Origin of the sequence: Pantoea sp. EKM20T (assembly GCF_011800485.1) — a bacterium.
In the GTDB taxonomy this organism is placed as follows: Bacteria; Pseudomonadota; Gammaproteobacteria; order Enterobacterales; family Enterobacteriaceae; genus Pantoea; species Pantoea agglomerans.
Map to the genome: position 1 here is coordinate 13,429 of NZ_JAALFW010000001.1, position 16,158 is coordinate 29,586.

Here is a 16,158-nt window from a genome sequence, read left to right on the forward strand (position 1 = left end):
TGATAGTATACCTGGTTTATCCCAGGTAGAATTTTCACAGAGCATAATCCGGTTTCAGGGTGAAACCGGTTAAACGTACTAACGAACTGGAACTTTATGAGTACTGTAAAACCTGAACGTGAATACTTCCTCGACTCCATCCGCGCCTATCTGATGTTACTGGGGGTGCCGTTTCACGTTTCCCTCATCTACTCCGCGCAGAAATGGGCAGTAAACAGTCATGAAGCGTCGTTGTGGCTGACACTGCTGAATGATTTTATTCATGCGTTTCGTATGCAGGTGTTTTTCGTCATTTCGGGCTATTTCTCCTACATGCTTTATCTGCGCTATCAGCCACGTCGCTTCCTGAAGGTGCGTCTGGAACGGGTAGGTATCCCAATGCTGACCGCCATTCCGCTGCTGACGCTGCCGCAATTTTTTATGCTGAAAGAGTGGACGGATAAGCTGGCTGACTGGCCCCGTTTCACCCCCTATCAGAAATTTAATAACCTGATGTGGGAGCTGATTTCACACCTGTGGTTCCTGGTGGTGCTGGTGATGCTGACCACGCTGGGGATGGTGACCTTCCGCTGGCTGCGCGATCAGCATCGCACCATTGATTATTCGCGGGTTGGCTGGGGATCGCTGACGGCGGGCGTACTGGCGTGGGCGCTGCTCTGGTGCGTGTTCCGGCGTCTGGTGTTTATTTTCCAGCCTGCGTGGCTGATGGATGGTTTGTTTAGCATCATAGTGATGCAGACGCTCTTCTATCTGCCGTTCTTTATGCTGGGAGCGCTGGCGTGGAAACATCCCCCGCTGAAGCAGCTGTTTGTCCGCTTCAATCTGGTGATGTGGGTCGGTGCGCTGCTGATGTTTGCGGCCTATTGCGCCAACCAGCGACTGAGCAGCGGTGAGGGCTGGTTGTATGAGCTGGATGCGATTATCTCGACGCTGATGGGCATTTGCATGCTGAATGTCTGCTTCTGCTTTGGTCATAAGCTGCTGAATTCACATTCGCCGCGCATTATGTATCTGGTCAATGCGTCACTGTTTATCTATCTGGTGCACCATCCGCTGACGCTGCTGTATGGCATTTACGTGACGCCACGGATTGAAAATAACACGCTGGGCTTCTTCGTTGGCCTGCTGATGGTGTTTGGCATCGCGTTTCTGCTGTATGAGATTCACCTGCGCATTCCGCTGCTGCGGTTCCTGTTCTCGGGGAAATTTGAGCGTAAACAAGCACAATGACAGGCGATCAGTGACCTCGGGCCATAAGTGAGGTCAGGCTATAAATGATGTGTCTCACAGACAGCTTAAGAGTTTAAAGCGATGGGAGCATACGCCAGTAGCAAAGCATAGCGGGCCAGGGACAAAAACGCCGGGAGCGTTTTTGAACAAAGCAACGCGTTGGCCCGGCAACGGGCGCACCTCAGGGATGAGGTGCGTAATCGCCCGCGCTGAGCCCGCCAGGGATGGCGGGTTTTGCGTCTTTGCGGAGGGCGCATGCTTCCTGATCCAGCGCCTGTACCCAGGCAAGGTCCAGCTTACAGCAGCCACTCAATCGGCAGTCGCCACACCAGGCGTACCTGCAGGCGCTGCCACCAGGAGCAGCCTGGCTCGTGTTTATGCACAATCTGCTGCGGCTCACCCGGATACTCCAGCCAGTTTACCCTGCCCCACTTATCCAGCCGCAGCGTCCATGCCCGATCGCGCATTGACTGGCTGAAACGCTGATGCGTCTCTCCGGCGAGCGCCGCACTCTCAATCACCAGTCCCATTTCCGTATTCAGCACCGCTGAACGGGGATCGAAGTTAAACGAGCCGATAAACAGCGTCTGTTGATCCACTGAGAAGGTTTTGGCATGCAGGCTGGAGCCGGAGTTACCGGTTAATCCCCGGTCGTGCGGGGCATCAGGCACGCCCGCCTGCGGTTTCAGCTCATAGAGCGCAATACCATGACGCAGCAATTTTTTGCGCCACTTAGCGTAGCCGGCATGGACAATCGACACATCGTTAGCCGCCAGCGAATTGGTCAGAATGGCAATTTTTACCCCTTTGCGCTTCAGCGACAGCAGCTGAGCGACCCCTGCGCGGGTCGGCACGAAATAGGCCGAGATGATGTCGAACTGCTTTTGCGGCGTGCCTATCACCTCCAGCATTCGCTGCGGCAGCAGGCTTCTGGCACGCGCTTTGCCCAGCCCTTTACGCGGATCATCGCTCAGCAGGCGCGCTTTTGCCCAGGTCAGAGCCAGCGTGCCCTCTTCCAGCTCCTGTAGCAGCGAAGAATTTTCCAGCCGCTGAAGATAGCGCTGCACCGGTTCACTGTGACGCCACTCTGCTGGCAGACTCACACTGTCCTCTTCCGGCTCCTCTTCATCCAGCACCTGCTGCAGCGGCGAGACCGGCTTGCTGCGCCAGTAGCGCTCAAAATCCTCTGCGACTTCTTTAACCACCGGGCCTATTGCCATGACGTCGAGATCGGCAAACAGCGGTTCATTGCCGGTGCCGAAATATTCGTCGCCGATATTGCGCCCACCGACCACGGTCGTGACGCCATCCACCGTAAAGCTTTTGTTGTGCATGCGGCGGTTCAGACGGGCAAAGTCGGTGAGATAACCCAGCGCGCGCAGAGTGCGAAACGAGAACGGATTAAACAGCCGCACCTCAATGTTGGGATGGCGGTTGAGCTGGGCCAGCGTGTCGTCCAGGCCCGGCGTATTATTGTCATCCAGCAGCAGCCGCACTTTCACCCCGCGTCGGGCAGCTTCCAGCACGGCGCTGAACAGCAACCGGCCAGAGAGATCGTTTTGCCAGATGTAATACTGGATATCGAGTGAACGCTCCGCTTTTTGCATCAGCAGATAGCGGGCAGCAAAAGCATCCAGCCCGTCGCTCAGCTGATGGACGCCGCTCAGCCCCGGATGGCGCAGACACTCTGGCTCCAGCTGTGTTTCCAGCCAGCTGGACCGTTCCAATGGCTGGGAGAGCTCAAACGCTTCGGTCATGACATTTCCCTGTAAAATGCAGTTATTTTTATTATTCCCCGGTCCGACCTCTGATGCTATTCCTCTGTTCTGAGTTAGTGAGGGGTCACGGGCGTTTTTTAGTCTAGACTTAACCGGACGATCTGTGACCGGCATTATCCCGGCAGGAGAGGAATATGTCTCATCAATCCCTTACAGATGCCCGCCAGCGCTATCATCCCAGCCTGTTTCGCAGCTTTTTCCAGGGCAGTTTCCCCTGTTCCACTGCCTGCCGTACGCCCGGTAAACGGCTGGATATGGTGATCAGCAGCGGACACGATATGCTGCTGGAAAAAGATTATGCCGCCCTGGCTGAGCAGCATCTGCTCACCGCCCGCGACGGTGCGCGCTGGCATCTGATCGAAAAGATCCCTGGCCAGTATGACTGGCAGAGCTTTCTGCCAATGGTCGACGCCGCGCGACGTCAGCAGATGGAGATCATCTGGGAGCTGGCTCATTTCGGTTATCCCGATCATCTTAATATCTGGAAAGCCGAATTTGTTGACCATTTTAGTCGTTTCGCCCGTGCGATGGCACAACTGATGCGCGATCAGGGTATCGAACGCCCCTTTTTTACACCGGTTAATCAAATCTCATTCTGGTCATGGGCCGGGGCGGATGTGGCCTGGTTTAATCCTCATGCGGCGCAGCGTGGTAAAGAGCTTAAACGCCAGCTGGTCCGCGCCTCGCTGGCGGCGATACATGCCATTCGCGAGGTCTATCCGGAGGCGCGTTTTGTACTGACTGACCCGCTGGTGCAGATCGCTCATCATCCCGACAATCCGGACAGCAAACCCTATGCCGATGCGCAGCATCAGGCGCAGTTCGAAGCCTGGGACATGCTGGCCGGTCGCGTCGATAAGGAGCTAGGCGGCAGTGAAGATTGCCTGGATATCCTCGGCCTGAACTACTATCCCGATAACCACTGGTTTTTCCCCGACCAGCCGATGTCGCTGGAGGATCCGGAGCGTGTGCCGCTGCATATTCTGCTGGCGCAGTGCTGGCAGCGCTACCAGCGTCCGATACTGATTGCTGAAACCGGCGCTGAGGGTGAAGCGCGCGCCCCCTGGCTGCAGGAGATCAGTGAAAACGTGGCGGTGGCGCTGGATCAGGGCATTGCGGTGGAGGGGATTTCGCTCTATCCGGTAGTGGAGTATCCGGCCTGGGCCGATGACCGGCGTTCCCCTGGCCCGCTGCTGGGATTAGCCGATCCCAATGGCAACCGTAATCTGCATGAGCCGCTGGCGCTGGTATTGCGCAGTCAGCAGATTAAGTTTGCGACACGAAATCAGACGTGCTGAGAAGGTGGTTTTTTAGGGTAACAGGAGCGAACGTCGAGAGAGGGATCGGCAGGATGACGTACGTCGGTCAGCCAGACCATGGTAAACAGGAAGGTCACCCCGATCAGGCAGGCCGCCAGCAAACCGATAATTGCGATTAATTTGTCATCTCCGGAGTCCATCGCCTTCTCCTTATTCAATCCGTTGAATCCCTGTGCGTGTCAGCTCATCCAGAGCGTAATCATCAGGACAAAGATTATAAGCGTTACCGAGGTCACCGCAAGCACCACTATCGCAAAGTGCGCATCGTCAAGTGACTGGCGAATTGGCTCATCGTGATCGTCGGGCGGCAAGGGTAAAGACATAACTATCCTGTGAAAAACATGGGCCGCCGGGAGTGATGCGGTGAGTGACAGTGTAGATGAAAGGCTGATTATCGTCCGGTTCTTTCGTCCGAAAAATAAACTGGCCCGTGCCAGCGCGGCACGGGCCTGAGATCAGACGCTGCGCCAGCGTTTGAAGATCAGTGAAGTATTAATGCCACCAAAGGCAAAGTTGTTGCTCTGGATATAGTCGGTTTCAATCTCACGCGGCTCACCCATGATGTAATCCAGCTGGCCGCCATCTGCTGCCGGTTGCGTCAGGTTCAGGGTTGGCGCAAACCACCCTTCCCGCATCATCTCAATACTCATCCAGGCTTCCAGCGCCCCACAGGCACCCAGCGTATGGCCAAAATAGGACTTCAGCGAGGAGATCGGCGTCGTTTCGCCAAACACCGCCGCCGTCGCCAGACTTTCGGCCATATCACCCCGTTCAGTGGCGGTGCCGTGCGCATTCACATAACCAACGTCTGCGGCCGTGATACCGGCGCTTTGCAACGCCCGCTCGATGCAGATCTGCATGGTTTCCCGCTGCGGCTGAGTAATATGGGCGGCGTCGCAGTTGGTATGAAAACCGGTGATCTCGGCGTAGATCGTTGCACCGCGTGCCAGGGCATGTTCCAGCGACTCAAGGATCAGCGTGCCCGCCCCTTCGCCAATTACCAGACCATCGCGCTGCTGATCAAAAGGTGCAGGCGTGGTGTGCGGCGCGTCATTACGCTGACTGGTGGCAAACAGGGTGTCAAACACCGCGGCTTCCGACGGACAGAGCTCTTCTGCGCCGCCAGCCACCATCACCGTCTGATACCCGTGACGAATCGCTTCCCAGGCATAGCCAATCGCCTGGCTGCCAGAGGTACAGGCGCTGGAGGTCGGGATCACCCGGCCGCGCAGGCCGAAAAAGAGCCCGGCATTAACGGCCGTGGTGTGTGGCATCATCTGCACATAGGTGGTGCCGGTGATATTGTTGGTGTGCTTTTCGGTCAGCATGGTGGCGAACTCGCTGACCGGCCCGGTGCTGCCGGTGGAAGAACCGTAGGCGATACCCGTTTCTCCGCTGGTCAGCACCGGATGGTCAATCAGGCCCGCCTGGGTCAGCGCCAGCTCGGTCGCGCGCGTTGCCAGCAGCGAAACGCGGCCCATGGCGCGGATGCGCTTGCGGGTGTAGTGCGCCGGCAGCACAAAGTCATCCACCGGTGCGCCGAGCAGCGTATGCAGCCCGTCGTAGATCTGCCACTCCGGCATAAAGCGCACCGCATTGCGGCCCGCACGGATCCGTGCCGAAACTTCAGCCCAGGACTCACCAAAGGCGGTTACGCCGCCCATGCCGGTTACGACTACCCGCTGGATCACAGCATGCCTCCGTTAATAGAAATGACCTGACGCGTCACGTAGCCTGCGATATCGGACATCAGATAGCTCGCCAGTCCGGCGACCTCTTCAGCCGCGCCCATGCGCTTCATCGGCACGATCTTCATCGCTTCCTCAATCACCTGAGGTTCCAGCCCCTCCATACCGGTATCAATCAGGCCTGGCGCGATGCAGTTAACGGTGATTTTGCGTTTCGCCAGCTCAATCGCCAGCGCCTTAGTGGCACCAATAATGCCCGCTTTCGCCGCGCTGTAGTTCACCTGACCACGATTGCCCATTATCCCCGACACCGACGAGAGGGTGATAATGCGGCCGCCGCGCCGCAGACCGATCATCGGCATCACGCAGGGCTGGATCACATTGTAAAAACTGTCGAGATTGGTGTGGATGACGCTGTCCCACTCCTGATCCGTCAGGGCAGGAAACGCCGCATCGCGGGTAATACCGGCGTTGCTTACCACGCCATAATAGGCGCCATGTTGCTCAATATCCGCCTCCAGCGCAGCGCGGGTTGCTGCCCGATCGGCCACATCAAATCCCAGCACACGGCCGCTGCCGCCTGCGGTTTCGATCTGCTGCAGGCACTGCTCAGCGCCTGCGCGGTCACGGTTGAAATGGACGATAACCTGATAGCCATCCTGGGCGAGACGCAACGCAATCGCGCGGCCAATCCCTTTACTGGCGCCCGTCACTAATACCGAATCTGTCATGGCTGATTTCCTTGTGACATCAATTGCTGTAATTCTGCTTCATTGGGTTGATACGTATTCAGACGACCGCTGGCAAGCCGCTGAGTGCCGTAATGAATGTCACCCTCAAAGCTGCCCATGCGGTCATCGCGCATCAGCAGCGTCATTCTGATATCCAGCGTAACACTGGCGGGAAAGAGGGATCGCTCTGCACGCCAGCCGCGTCCGCCCAGCAGCATGCCGGGCGGGATAAGGGTGGCGCCGCCCTGCTTTGCATGCCAGCCCGACCAGACGCCCACGGTTTGCGCCATCATCTCCACGCCAAACCAGGCGGGCAGTTCACCCTGAGGCGTCAGAAACGGTGTCAGTACGCCACCGGCGCAGGTCGACACCTGACAGTGAACCTGCTCATCATCAACGGCGATCAGCTGATCAAGCAGCAGCATCGGCGCAGCGTGCGGCAGCCAGCGTGCCGCGGGAGAATTAATAACCATGTTGGCGTCCCAGAATCAGACAGGTGTTGTTGCCGCCAAAGGCGAAGGAGTTAGAAGCGATGACAGGCCGTTGCAGCGCCTGCGGCTGTAATAACAATCCGCAATCCGGCAGCGTCTCATCCGCCGCCATCTCACTGAAATCCTGCGCGGGCAGCGGCAGATTGTTTTGCAGGATCAGCGCACTGAGGGCGGCTTCACACACTCCCGCCGCGCCGAGCGTATGGCCGGTCAGATGTTTGGTCGAGCTGCACGGCACCGCATTGCCAAACAGACGCTGAATCACGGCGGCTTCCATCTGGTCGTTAAGCGGCGTCGCGGTGCCGTGCAGATTGATATAACCCACCTGCTCTGGCAACAGGTTCGCCTGTTGCAGCGCCATACGCATCGCCCGTTCAGCGCCCTCGCCCTGCGGATGGGGAGCGGACATGTGCCAGGCGTCAGACGATTCGCCAGCTCCCAGTAGCGCCAGCGGCTGCGGTTCCCGCGTCAGCAGCATCAGTGCGGCCCCTTCGCCAATCGAGATGCCGTCGCGATCGCGGCTGAAGGGAGCGCAGCGACGTTCAGAGAGCGACTCCAGGCTGTCGAATCCGTTGATCGGCATCCGGCTCAGCGAGTCCGCACCGCCCACCAGCGCCACATCCACCAGCCCTGCCGCGATCAGCCGCTCACCACTGATAATGGCGCGGGCGCTGGAGGAGCAGGCGGTTGAAATGGTATAGGCCGGGCCATCCAGGCTTAGATAGTGAGCCAGGAAACGGGAGGGATCGCCCAGCTCCTGCATCTGATAGTGATAACCGGACTGACTGCCGCCAATCTGCTGATCGCCCTCATCCACGCCCGAGGTGCTGGTTCCCAGCACAACTGCCACTCTGCTGGCACCATAGTGAGCAATCGCCGCGTCGAGCACCGGACGGATTTGCGCCAGCGCGGCCAGCAGCAGCTGGTTATTACGGGTGTTGTGCACGCTCAGGGCAGCAGGAACCGATGGCAAATCGCCTTCAACCCTGCCAAGCCAGCAGGCGCGGTCGCCGCTCAGCCAGCCATGACGCAGCTGCATGCCGGGTGCCTCACCCCTGGTAAGGCTGGCCGCAATCTGCTGAGTGTTGTTCCCCAGGGCATTCAGCATGCCGATGGCAGAGATGTAAATCATGAGCCGTCCAGATGTTGAATGCGGATCTGATAGCCAAACGCATGCTGCTGAATGCTGATGGGCTGGCGCTGATTACCGCGTTGCAGATAATCGATTTCGGTAACCAGCTTATTATCGGCATCGATCAGCCGTCGCTTTAACCCCTGATCCTGCAGCGTCCAGCCTGGCGGCAGCTGTTTTTGCCACAGCTCCCGTGGCCAGTAACTGAGCATAATATCCGCCAGCACCTGACTGGCAGGCGGCATCTGCGGCAGCGGCATCAGCTGCTGGGTGTGAATACCGCTGGCATCGTAGCGCAGGCTGAACAGACGAATACCCACCGAGGAGAGTCCGGCCAGATCAATTTGCTGTTCATCGGCGCTGAGCAGCACCAGCAGTGACTGACTCTGGCCTTTCACCTGTCCGGTCAGCAACTGCTGCTGCTGGAAGGCGGGACGGATGCCCGGCGGTGGCAGCGTCACCTTCACGCCCGGTTTCAGCCAGGCGGTGGGACGGCTGCTGTCGGGTGCAGGTCCGGCACAGGCGCTGAGCAGCAGAGCCGTCAGCAGAATAAGAGCGGCGCGGATCATCGTTTACTCCTTGATCGGGTGGGTCGCATCGCCAGCGGCGACAGCAGGAAAGCGCTGAAGATGCCGCTGCATAACACTGTGCCAAAACTGGCAATCGCGCTGGTGCTGCTGAATACCAGCATACCCAGCGTCAGTAAGGTGGTAATCATCGCCAGCGACACCGCCAGCAACGAGGTCAGCGGCGTACCCTGCGGGTTGCTGAAAAAGAGCGTGTAATTAATGCCGATGCCCAGCACCAGAATCAGTGCCAGCAGCGCAAACAGATTCAGCGACGCACCGATCCAGCCCAGCGTTGCCAGCGCCATCGCCAGCGACAGCACTGACGGCAGCGCGCTGCGTAAGCCCGCCTTTAACCCCAGTCGCAGGACAAAACTCAGGGTGATCAGCAGCAGCGCCAGCGCCAGTAACCCGCTCAGCAGGGTGCGCCAGAAGCTGAACAGCGAATCGTAACCTGATTTACGGTCAATCCAGCTGACGCCCGGATGCTGTTTGGTCAGCTCCGCGAGTGCAGCGCTGTTTTTTACGCCGCTGGTGGGGATCAAAACACCGCTGCGCCCGTCTGGCAGCGTCAGCCACAGCAGTCGCCAGCCTTCACTCAGCGGACTCGACAGCCACGCCTCTGGCGTTACCGGCATCGGGGTCAGATTCGGTGCCGGCAGCGTGATACCCGCCTGCTGCAGGCGGGCCGTAATATCCGGTGCTGCCTGTTTCAACAGCTGAAGATCCCGCTGTTGCTGCGCCAGCGACGTCAGCGGCAGCAGACGATAGTGCTGCAGCCAGCCCTGCTGCTGCGCCTGGTGCAGATCCGGTGCCAGTTTTTCCAGTCGCTGCAGCGTCTGCTGCGCGTCATCGCCCCAGACCACAAACCAGGTCTGATCGGCGCGCTGTCCGGTCAGGGTTGCCAGCTGGCGATCCTGCTCCAGCAGATGCGCAGGCGCACTTTGCAGATGGGCGATGTCATCATCCACCTTTAACTGGGCGATACCGGCCAGCGCGAAGATCGCCATCGCCATCGGTAATCCGACGCGCAGCCCGCGCTGGCGACGCCAGGCGGCAAGCCAGCGCGCCAGAGGCACCATCAGCGGCACCGGACGCACCGGTAATCCGCGTACCAGCCACGGGTAGATCAGAATCACCGTCAGACAGGAAGCCGTTAATCCGCTGGCGGCAAACACCGCCAGCTGCCGCAGCCCCGGGAACGGTGCCAGCAGCATCAGCAGCCAGGCGATGGCGGTGGTCCCGAGCGCCAGCAGCAGCGTGCCGCGGACTTTTCGCAGACTCTGCCACGGCGTCTGCTGATCGCCGTGAACCATGCGCTCGGTGAGATAATAGAGCGTGTAATCCGCAGAGATGCCGACAATACTCAGGCTCATCACCAGCGTCATCAGATGCAGTTCACCGAAGCAAAGCAGCGTCATCACCGTGCCCGCCATCGCGCCGATGGCCACGGACGTGACCGTCAGCAACAGCGGGCGCAGTGAGCGGAAGACCAGCAGCACCAGCAGGACGACGCCACCCAGCGTCACACTGCCCAGCGTTTTAACGTCATGCTGCGCACGCTGGCTGGCGTTGTCGCTGAACAGCACCGTGCCACGCGTCAGCAGTTTCGCCTGCGGCCAGCGGCTTTTAAGCTGTTGCTCCAGCGCGCTGAGTCGGGTAACCAGCGCATGACTTTGCTGCATACTGAAGGCGTTGTTCGCCAGTTCGCCATGCAGAAAATACCACTGCTGACCCTGTGCATCTTTTACTGTCAGCCAGCCATCATGCAGCGTCATGCGCCCGGCGTTTTGTGCCAGCGCCAGCTGCGAACCCCGCACCAGCATCAGGGGATCGCCCTGCAACTCTTTGCTGCTGACGCCAGAGAAGGCCGAAAAGAGCTGCGCCAGCAGCCAGTCAGCCTGCGCCTCGCCGCCGTTCTGCAAGCGGTCGCGCGTCACCTCATCGATCAGGCCGTTACGGTGTTGCCAGGCAAAGCGGCCCCACTGCTGCTGCTGTTGCCCGTCGAGATCACCCTGCACCTGTTTCAGGTCAGGCAGCGCGCGCAGCTGGGCCAGCCACCAGTCGGCGACCTGGGGATCGTCCTGCTCACCGGGTGAAACCAGCCACACCAGCTGGCGATCCAGCCGCTGCATAAAGCCCTGCTGCAGCGCAGGCGGTGCCGCCCCCAGATTCTGCTGCGGCAGTAGCGCCAGCACACTGCTGTTGAGCTGACTGCGCGGCAGCAAAAAAGAGAGCGCAGCCGCCAGCAGCAGACAGAGGGCCAGCCACAGGAGAGCCAGCAGCCGATCGTTACGGCCCGGCAAAACGCGCCTGCTCCTCGTCGCTTAACTGCGGCGGTTCAATTCGGGTGTTGCTGAGCTCTATTTGCGTTTTATCGCCCTGCTTATCATCCAGATTGATACTGTCCAGGAAGGCGCTGCCCGCCAGCGAGATACGGTTGAAGATTTTGTTGAGCGGCGCCACTTTGGGCGTCAGCTCCAGCGTCCAGGCTCCGTTGCCGCGATCGCTGAAGGCCACGCTGAAGTTCTCGTTCAGCACTTTCTGGTCGGCCTGGAACAGCGCCCGCAAGAGATGGTTGAACTGGAACATCTGCGGGTTGCTGTCGGCGGTGATTACCTGAGGCTTCTGGCCGCTGAGGCTCTGCACCATGCGTTTATCATCCAGCAGCAGCGTCATCACAAAGGGTGTCTGCTGATGCCACCATAAGCCCTGCTCGCGAGCGATCAGCATCTGCCCGTGCGAGACCAGCGGCTGACGCATGCCGGAAATGGTGCGCGTCTGGATAAAGTCTGCCCGAATCACCGGCTGGCTGGCAAAACGCTGCTGCAGCTGATCCAGCGTGACCGCGCTGGCGGCACTGGCCCACAGCAGCAGGCTGGTAAGCACAATTTTCAGCATCCTTTCACTCCTAAACGTTCCAGTAAAATATCGGGTGAAACAAAGCACAACGCCTGACTCTCCTGCTCCACCGCCACCTGCAGAGTATGCGCTTTGGTGGTGATCTGGCCGGCAGCATTTCGCACTTCATAGTCGATGCGCAGACGGTTCTCATATTCCGTAATCCGGGCGCTGACGCGGATCGTCTCTTCGCAGCGCAGTGGCTGGCGGTATTTGACCCGGGTATCGACCACCGGCCAGACGTAGCCGCTGGCGGCCATCTCGCCATAGCTGTAGTTAATGCTGCGCAGCAGGGCTTCACGCGCCACTTCGAAAAAGCGAAAATAGTTGCCGTGCCAGACCACCCCCATGGGATCGCAGTCGTGGAATGAGACGGTCAGCACGACTTCAGCATGATGTTCAGTCATGGTCAGACTCCTTGTGGTGCGCCTGTTGATCAGGCAGCGTCCAGAAATCGAAAAAGTTAAACCAGTCGAGCGGCGCCAGCAGTGCGTAATGGGCCAGCCGCGCTGCGTAACGATCGACCGCCTGTTGCAGTGCCTGCTGACGTTGCGCACGCGGCAGCAGCAGCGGATCGGCGAAGGGCTCACAGTGAATACGCAGTTTACCCTGTTGCTGCAGGGCGAACATCAGCAGCACCGGACAGCGCAACGCGGCCGCCAGTACAAACGGCCCCTGTGGAAAGGGCGCGGCGCGGCCCAGAAAGTCGCTCCAGATCACCCGCCGCTCGCCGCCGCGCTGCGGATTGACCGCGGTGCGATCCCCGACAATCGCCACCCATTCGCCCGCATCCAGCTTCTGTTGCAGCAGGATAGCGGTCTCCGGCCCGATATCGCTCACCGGCATCAGATTCACCCCCGCCTGCGGGGCGATGGTTTCCAGCACCGCCCGAAAACGCCGGGCGTTGTCGGTAAACACCAGCGCATTAATCACCAGTCCGCTGACCTGCTGCGCCATCGCGCGACAGGCTTCAATGTCACCAAGATGGGAAGCGAGAATCAGCTTGCCCTGCGGCGTGGGTGTGCGGATCACCGCTTCTGCGCCTGGCGCAAAATCGATATCACGTCCCCAGCGCAGATCGCCGCGCCAGCTGGCCACTTTATCCAGCATTGCCCCGGCGAACCGCAGGAAATGGCGGTAGCTGTTAAGCCGTGGCGGTAACGCAATCTGCTGCTGCTGAGCGGCGGCAGTGACCTGCGCCAGCCACTGCCGGGAAGCGCGTCGCGCGCGCTGACCGCTCAGCCAATAGACCGCCACTACCGGCCAGAGTAGCAGCGTAAAGGGCAGCCGCCCGCCGTAGCGATAGACCGCCAGCATAAAACGTAATCCCCACTGTCCGCGCCGCTCCGTTTCCGCAGACCAGTGCGTCGGCGGTTTACGCATCGCCAGCAGACGAGGAATGCGCGGCAGCATGCCGAAAAACAGCCGGGTATGCATCCAGGAGATGCGCAGGTTGTCGTAGAGCGCATCGAAGTGTGACAGCCCGCTGGCCGGATAGGTGACGCGGGTCGGGATAAAGCGACTGCGGGTTCCCTGCCAGTAGAGCCGCACCATGATCTCGGTGTCAAAATCCATGCGCTGACCGATGGCCCGGCGATCGCACAGCGCCAGCGTCGCGGCCAGGGGATAGACGCGGAAGCCGCACATGCTGTCGCGGATCGACAGCGACAGCGTTTCAATCCAGACCCAGAAGTGGGTGATGTAGCGACCATAAAGGCGTGATTTGGGGATCGAGTCGTCATAGAGCGGCTGACCGGAGATCAGCGCGTCGGGATAACGCTCCGCTTCCGCCAGCATCAGCGGCAGATCTTCCGCCTGATGCTGGCCGTCCGCGTCAAGCTGCACCGCATGGGTGAAGCCGCGTGCCGCCGCGGCCCGCAGTCCGTGGATCACCGCCGCGCCTTTACCCTGATTGCTGTCGAGTCGCAGCAGGCTGAGCTGCGGGGCGTGCAGCGTCGCCAGCTGAAGCTGTGTGGCCGCATCGCTGCCATCATCCACCACGATTACCGGCAGATTAAAGGGTGCCAGCCGTGCCAGCACTGACGCCATCATCGCGCCGTGGTTGTAGCAGGGGATCACCACGCAGGGTGAAAACGGGGCGCTTAACACAGCGCGATCTTCCCGCTGCTGGCGATCTGCTCGCCGTCGTTCTTCAGCAGGCTGTAACGGAAACTCAGGCGGGATTTTTCAGCGTCCCAGTCCAGATGCAGTTGCAATAGCGAGTCGGGTAATACCGGCTGCTGAAATTTAATGTTATCAACGGCGGCAAACTGTTTACCGGGCGCAAGCAGTGATACGCCGTAGTGCATCACCCAGTCGAGCTGAGCCACACCCGGCAGAATGGGCAGATGCGGAAAGTGGCCCTGAAACCAGAAGAGTCCGGCATCTATCTGCAGGATCAGCGTGACGCTGTCAGCCCGCAGCTCCCGGCTGCGTTCAATCGGCAACATGAAAAAGTTCCTCTATTTGCGGCCAGGCGCGTTTGCTTTGGGTGGTCACCGGAATAGTGGCCACAATCCGCCAGTAGCGCGGCATCGCCAGCGGTTCCAGCCAGCGCTGCAGCTGGCGTTTCCACTGCTGCCTGCGCTGATGCAGAGCCGCCTCATCCAGCGCGCTGTTCAGCGCCAGCACGACGCCAATCGCCTGACGCTCATGACGCGTGACCACCAGCGCTACGGCATCCTCTATTTCCGGCAGGTCGGTCAGACGGCGCTCTATCTCGCTTAATGAGATGCGCTTGTCACCGATTTTTACGATGCGATCGTGGCGGCCTGCAAGCTGAAATCCGCCGTCCGGCTGCATAGTCAGTCGATCGTCGAGCTGCAGCCCGCTGTCACCGGCAATCAACGGCGACCAGACCTGCCAGCGATCGGGCGTCACCTGCTCCAGCCTGACCTGCGGGAAGCAGCGCCACGGCGCCTCCGCCCGATCATACTGACGCCAGGCCAGAATGCCGGTTTCGGTGCTGCCGTAGATTTCACTGACCTGACAGCCAAATCGCTGCCAGACCTGCTCCGCATCAGAGTCGCGCAGTGCGCCACCGGCAGAGACAATCAGTTCACAGGCGGGCGCTTTCAGCGTGCTGTCCAGCCGCGATAAAAAGGCCGGGCTGCTGATAAAGGCATAGCGAACGTCGCGCGGAAGCTGGGCCAGTTGTTCACCGTAAAACAGCGGCTGGGCGGCAAACGGCAGCCTGAGCATCATCGGCAGGAAAAGTCGAAACGATAAACCGTAGAGATGCTGATGGCTGACCGAGGCGATGACCCGGCACCCCCGCAACGGTTCGCCCCACAGGCTGCTGAGCCAGCGACTCTCCTGCTCCATCACCGCCAGCGACTTCACTACCTGACGCGGTGCGCCGGTGGATCCCGAGGTGAAGAGCACCAGTTCTGCACTCTCCGGCAGCGGCGGCAGCGGCCCCTGCGCTTCTGCGTCGTCCCACGCCAGCAGCGGCAGGCTGACCGCCAGCGGCATGTCGCACAGCACGCCATCCAGCCGATCATGCCTCTCATCCAGCAGCGCGGCGCGGCAGTGACCCGGCATCACCGGCGTTTTGCCGGCATACCAGCATGCCAGCAGCGCCACACAAAAACGATAACTGTCATCAAAACAGAGCGCCCAGTAGCTGCCCGGTTGTGCTGCCAAGCGCTGGCGGAGCGCCACGACCTGACGATGCATCGCGCTGAGCATCAAACGTTGGTCGCCGCGCCAGGCAACCTCGCGATCGTCTCCCGTCAGCCAGTCGGCCACTCTCATGCTTTTCGCCTCACACGCTGACGTACCAGCCATTCAGCACTCATCAGCGCTGCGATTAACAGATAACTTATGCCGCCATTCCACAGCGTCCAGAGCTGCAGATCGCCCAGCAAACAGGTATAGAGCGCCATGCTGCCGTTGCCGATAAAAAACAGGCACCAGATTTGGGTGACGCGGCGGGTATAGCGCACTGCCGCAGGGGGAAGCACGGGCTCACGCAGCCGGGCGATGCGTTCCACCAGCGGCATCGCACTCCAGAGTGAGGCGCCAAACACCAGCAGCATCGCCAGATTGACCGCCACCGGATACCACAGCAGCAGATGCTGAGTGCGTAATAGCTGGCTGCTGACACAGAGCAGTGCGCCGAGCAGCGCCAGCCAGCCCATGACCGCGCCCATGGCGTTTTGCTGACGACGCAGCTGCAGCCAGCGCAGGCCAAACAGCAGTGCCAGCAGCCAGAAAAGCCCCTGCCAGCGCGGCTGGGTCAGCGCCAGCCAGACCAGCAGTGGCCAGGCCAGTAGCGTAAGCAGATTCAGCAGGCGAAGCGTAGCAGCAGGCACGGCGGG

At 60.1% G+C, this 16,158-nt stretch carries 17 protein-coding genes; 2 read left to right on the top strand and 15 right to left on the bottom strand.

The window, feature by feature from the left end:
* Window positions 1-96: 96 nt before the first annotated feature.
* The gene (gene mdoC / locus HFD94_RS00070) at window positions 97-1,230 is read left to right on the top strand and encodes a glucans biosynthesis protein MdoC (RefSeq protein ID WP_010246421.1); all 1,134 of its coding nucleotides are present in this window, start codon (window positions 97-99) and stop codon (window positions 1,228-1,230) included.
* Window positions 1,231-1,526: 296 nt separating this feature from the next.
* On the opposite strand, the gene HFD94_RS00075 is transcribed toward mdoC, so the two are convergent.
* Window positions 1,527-2,987 carry a phospholipase D family protein gene (locus tag HFD94_RS00075; protein WP_010669827.1) on the bottom strand — a complete coding sequence of 487 codons (1,461 nt, stop codon included), beginning with the start codon at window positions 2,985-2,987 and terminating at the stop codon, window positions 1,527-1,529.
* Between the two features lie 155 nt (window positions 2,988-3,142).
* Here HFD94_RS00075 and HFD94_RS00080 point away from each other — a divergent pair, with 155 nt between their 5' ends.
* The gene (locus tag HFD94_RS00080; RefSeq protein WP_045140522.1) at window positions 3,143-4,306 is read left to right on the top strand and encodes a beta-glucosidase; all 1,164 of its coding nucleotides are present in this window, start codon (window positions 3,143-3,145) and stop codon (window positions 4,304-4,306) included.
* Here the strand turns inward: HFD94_RS00080 and HFD94_RS00085 are convergent.
* The 14 genes from HFD94_RS00085 to HFD94_RS00150 form a co-directional block, all read right to left on the bottom strand.
* Window positions 4,294-4,467 carry a hypothetical protein gene (locus HFD94_RS00085; protein WP_010246427.1) on the bottom strand — a complete coding sequence of 58 codons (174 nt, stop codon included), beginning with the start codon at window positions 4,465-4,467 and terminating at the stop codon, window positions 4,294-4,296. The two genes, HFD94_RS00080 and HFD94_RS00085, sit on opposite strands and share 13 nt — an antisense overlap.
* Window positions 4,468-4,506: 39 nt before the next feature.
* Window positions 4,507-4,650: a hypothetical protein gene (locus HFD94_RS00090; RefSeq protein ID WP_010246429.1), complete on the bottom strand. Its 144-nt coding sequence runs from the start codon at window positions 4,648-4,650 to the stop codon at window positions 4,507-4,509.
* 132 nt (window positions 4,651-4,782) lie between these two features.
* Entirely contained in the window at window positions 4,783-6,018 is a 1,236-nt protein-coding gene (locus HFD94_RS00095) for a beta-ketoacyl-ACP synthase (protein ID WP_181955338.1), read from the bottom strand.
* Window positions 6,015-6,746 carry a 3-ketoacyl-ACP reductase FabG2 gene (locus HFD94_RS00100; protein ID WP_010246433.1) on the bottom strand — a complete coding sequence of 244 codons (732 nt, stop codon included), beginning with the start codon at window positions 6,744-6,746 and terminating at the stop codon, window positions 6,015-6,017. Before HFD94_RS00100 ends, HFD94_RS00095 begins: the two co-directional genes overlap by 4 nt.
* Window positions 6,743-7,219: a 3-hydroxy-fatty acyl-ACP dehydratase gene (locus HFD94_RS00105; protein WP_010246435.1), complete on the bottom strand. Its 477-nt coding sequence runs from the start codon at window positions 7,217-7,219 to the stop codon at window positions 6,743-6,745. The genes HFD94_RS00100 and HFD94_RS00105 overlap by 4 nt, the downstream gene beginning before the upstream one ends.
* Window positions 7,209-8,369 carry a beta-ketoacyl-[acyl-carrier-protein] synthase family protein gene (locus tag HFD94_RS00110; protein ID WP_167432688.1) on the bottom strand — a complete coding sequence of 387 codons (1,161 nt, stop codon included), beginning with the start codon at window positions 8,367-8,369 and terminating at the stop codon, window positions 7,209-7,211. The genes HFD94_RS00105 and HFD94_RS00110 overlap by 11 nt, the downstream gene beginning before the upstream one ends.
* On the bottom strand, window positions 8,366-8,938 hold the full coding sequence (locus tag HFD94_RS00115; protein WP_022625891.1) for a DUF3261 domain-containing protein: 573 nt from the start codon (window positions 8,936-8,938) through the stop codon (window positions 8,366-8,368). Before HFD94_RS00115 ends, HFD94_RS00110 begins: the two co-directional genes overlap by 4 nt.
* Window positions 8,935-11,241 (bottom strand): MMPL family transporter, encoded by a 2,307-nt coding sequence (locus HFD94_RS00120; RefSeq protein ID WP_167432689.1) that lies wholly within the window; start codon window positions 11,239-11,241, stop codon window positions 8,935-8,937. Before HFD94_RS00120 ends, HFD94_RS00115 begins: the two co-directional genes overlap by 4 nt.
* Window positions 11,228-11,836 carry an outer membrane lipoprotein carrier protein LolA gene (locus HFD94_RS00125; protein ID WP_167432690.1) on the bottom strand — a complete coding sequence of 203 codons (609 nt, stop codon included), beginning with the start codon at window positions 11,834-11,836 and terminating at the stop codon, window positions 11,228-11,230. Before HFD94_RS00125 ends, HFD94_RS00120 begins: the two co-directional genes overlap by 14 nt.
* Entirely contained in the window at window positions 11,830-12,243 is a 414-nt protein-coding gene (locus HFD94_RS00130) for a thioesterase family protein (protein WP_010246444.1), read from the bottom strand. The genes HFD94_RS00125 and HFD94_RS00130 overlap by 7 nt, the downstream gene beginning before the upstream one ends.
* Window positions 12,236-13,945, bottom strand: a complete 1,710-nt coding sequence (locus HFD94_RS00135; RefSeq protein WP_050680298.1) for a glycosyltransferase — start codon at window positions 13,943-13,945, stop codon at window positions 12,236-12,238. The genes HFD94_RS00130 and HFD94_RS00135 overlap by 8 nt, the downstream gene beginning before the upstream one ends.
* Window positions 13,939-14,286, bottom strand: coding sequence for a 3-hydroxyacyl-ACP dehydratase FabZ family protein (locus tag HFD94_RS00140; RefSeq protein WP_010669819.1), 348 nt, complete (start codon window positions 14,284-14,286; stop codon window positions 13,939-13,941). The genes HFD94_RS00135 and HFD94_RS00140 overlap by 7 nt, the downstream gene beginning before the upstream one ends.
* Window positions 14,273-15,592 carry an AMP-binding protein gene (locus HFD94_RS00145; RefSeq protein WP_167432746.1) on the bottom strand — a complete coding sequence of 440 codons (1,320 nt, stop codon included), beginning with the start codon at window positions 15,590-15,592 and terminating at the stop codon, window positions 14,273-14,275. Before HFD94_RS00145 ends, HFD94_RS00140 begins: the two co-directional genes overlap by 14 nt.
* Window positions 15,589-16,152 (bottom strand): hypothetical protein, encoded by a 564-nt coding sequence (locus HFD94_RS00150; RefSeq protein ID WP_167432691.1) that lies wholly within the window; start codon window positions 16,150-16,152, stop codon window positions 15,589-15,591. The genes HFD94_RS00145 and HFD94_RS00150 overlap by 4 nt, the downstream gene beginning before the upstream one ends.
* Window positions 16,153-16,158 lie beyond the last annotated feature (6 nt).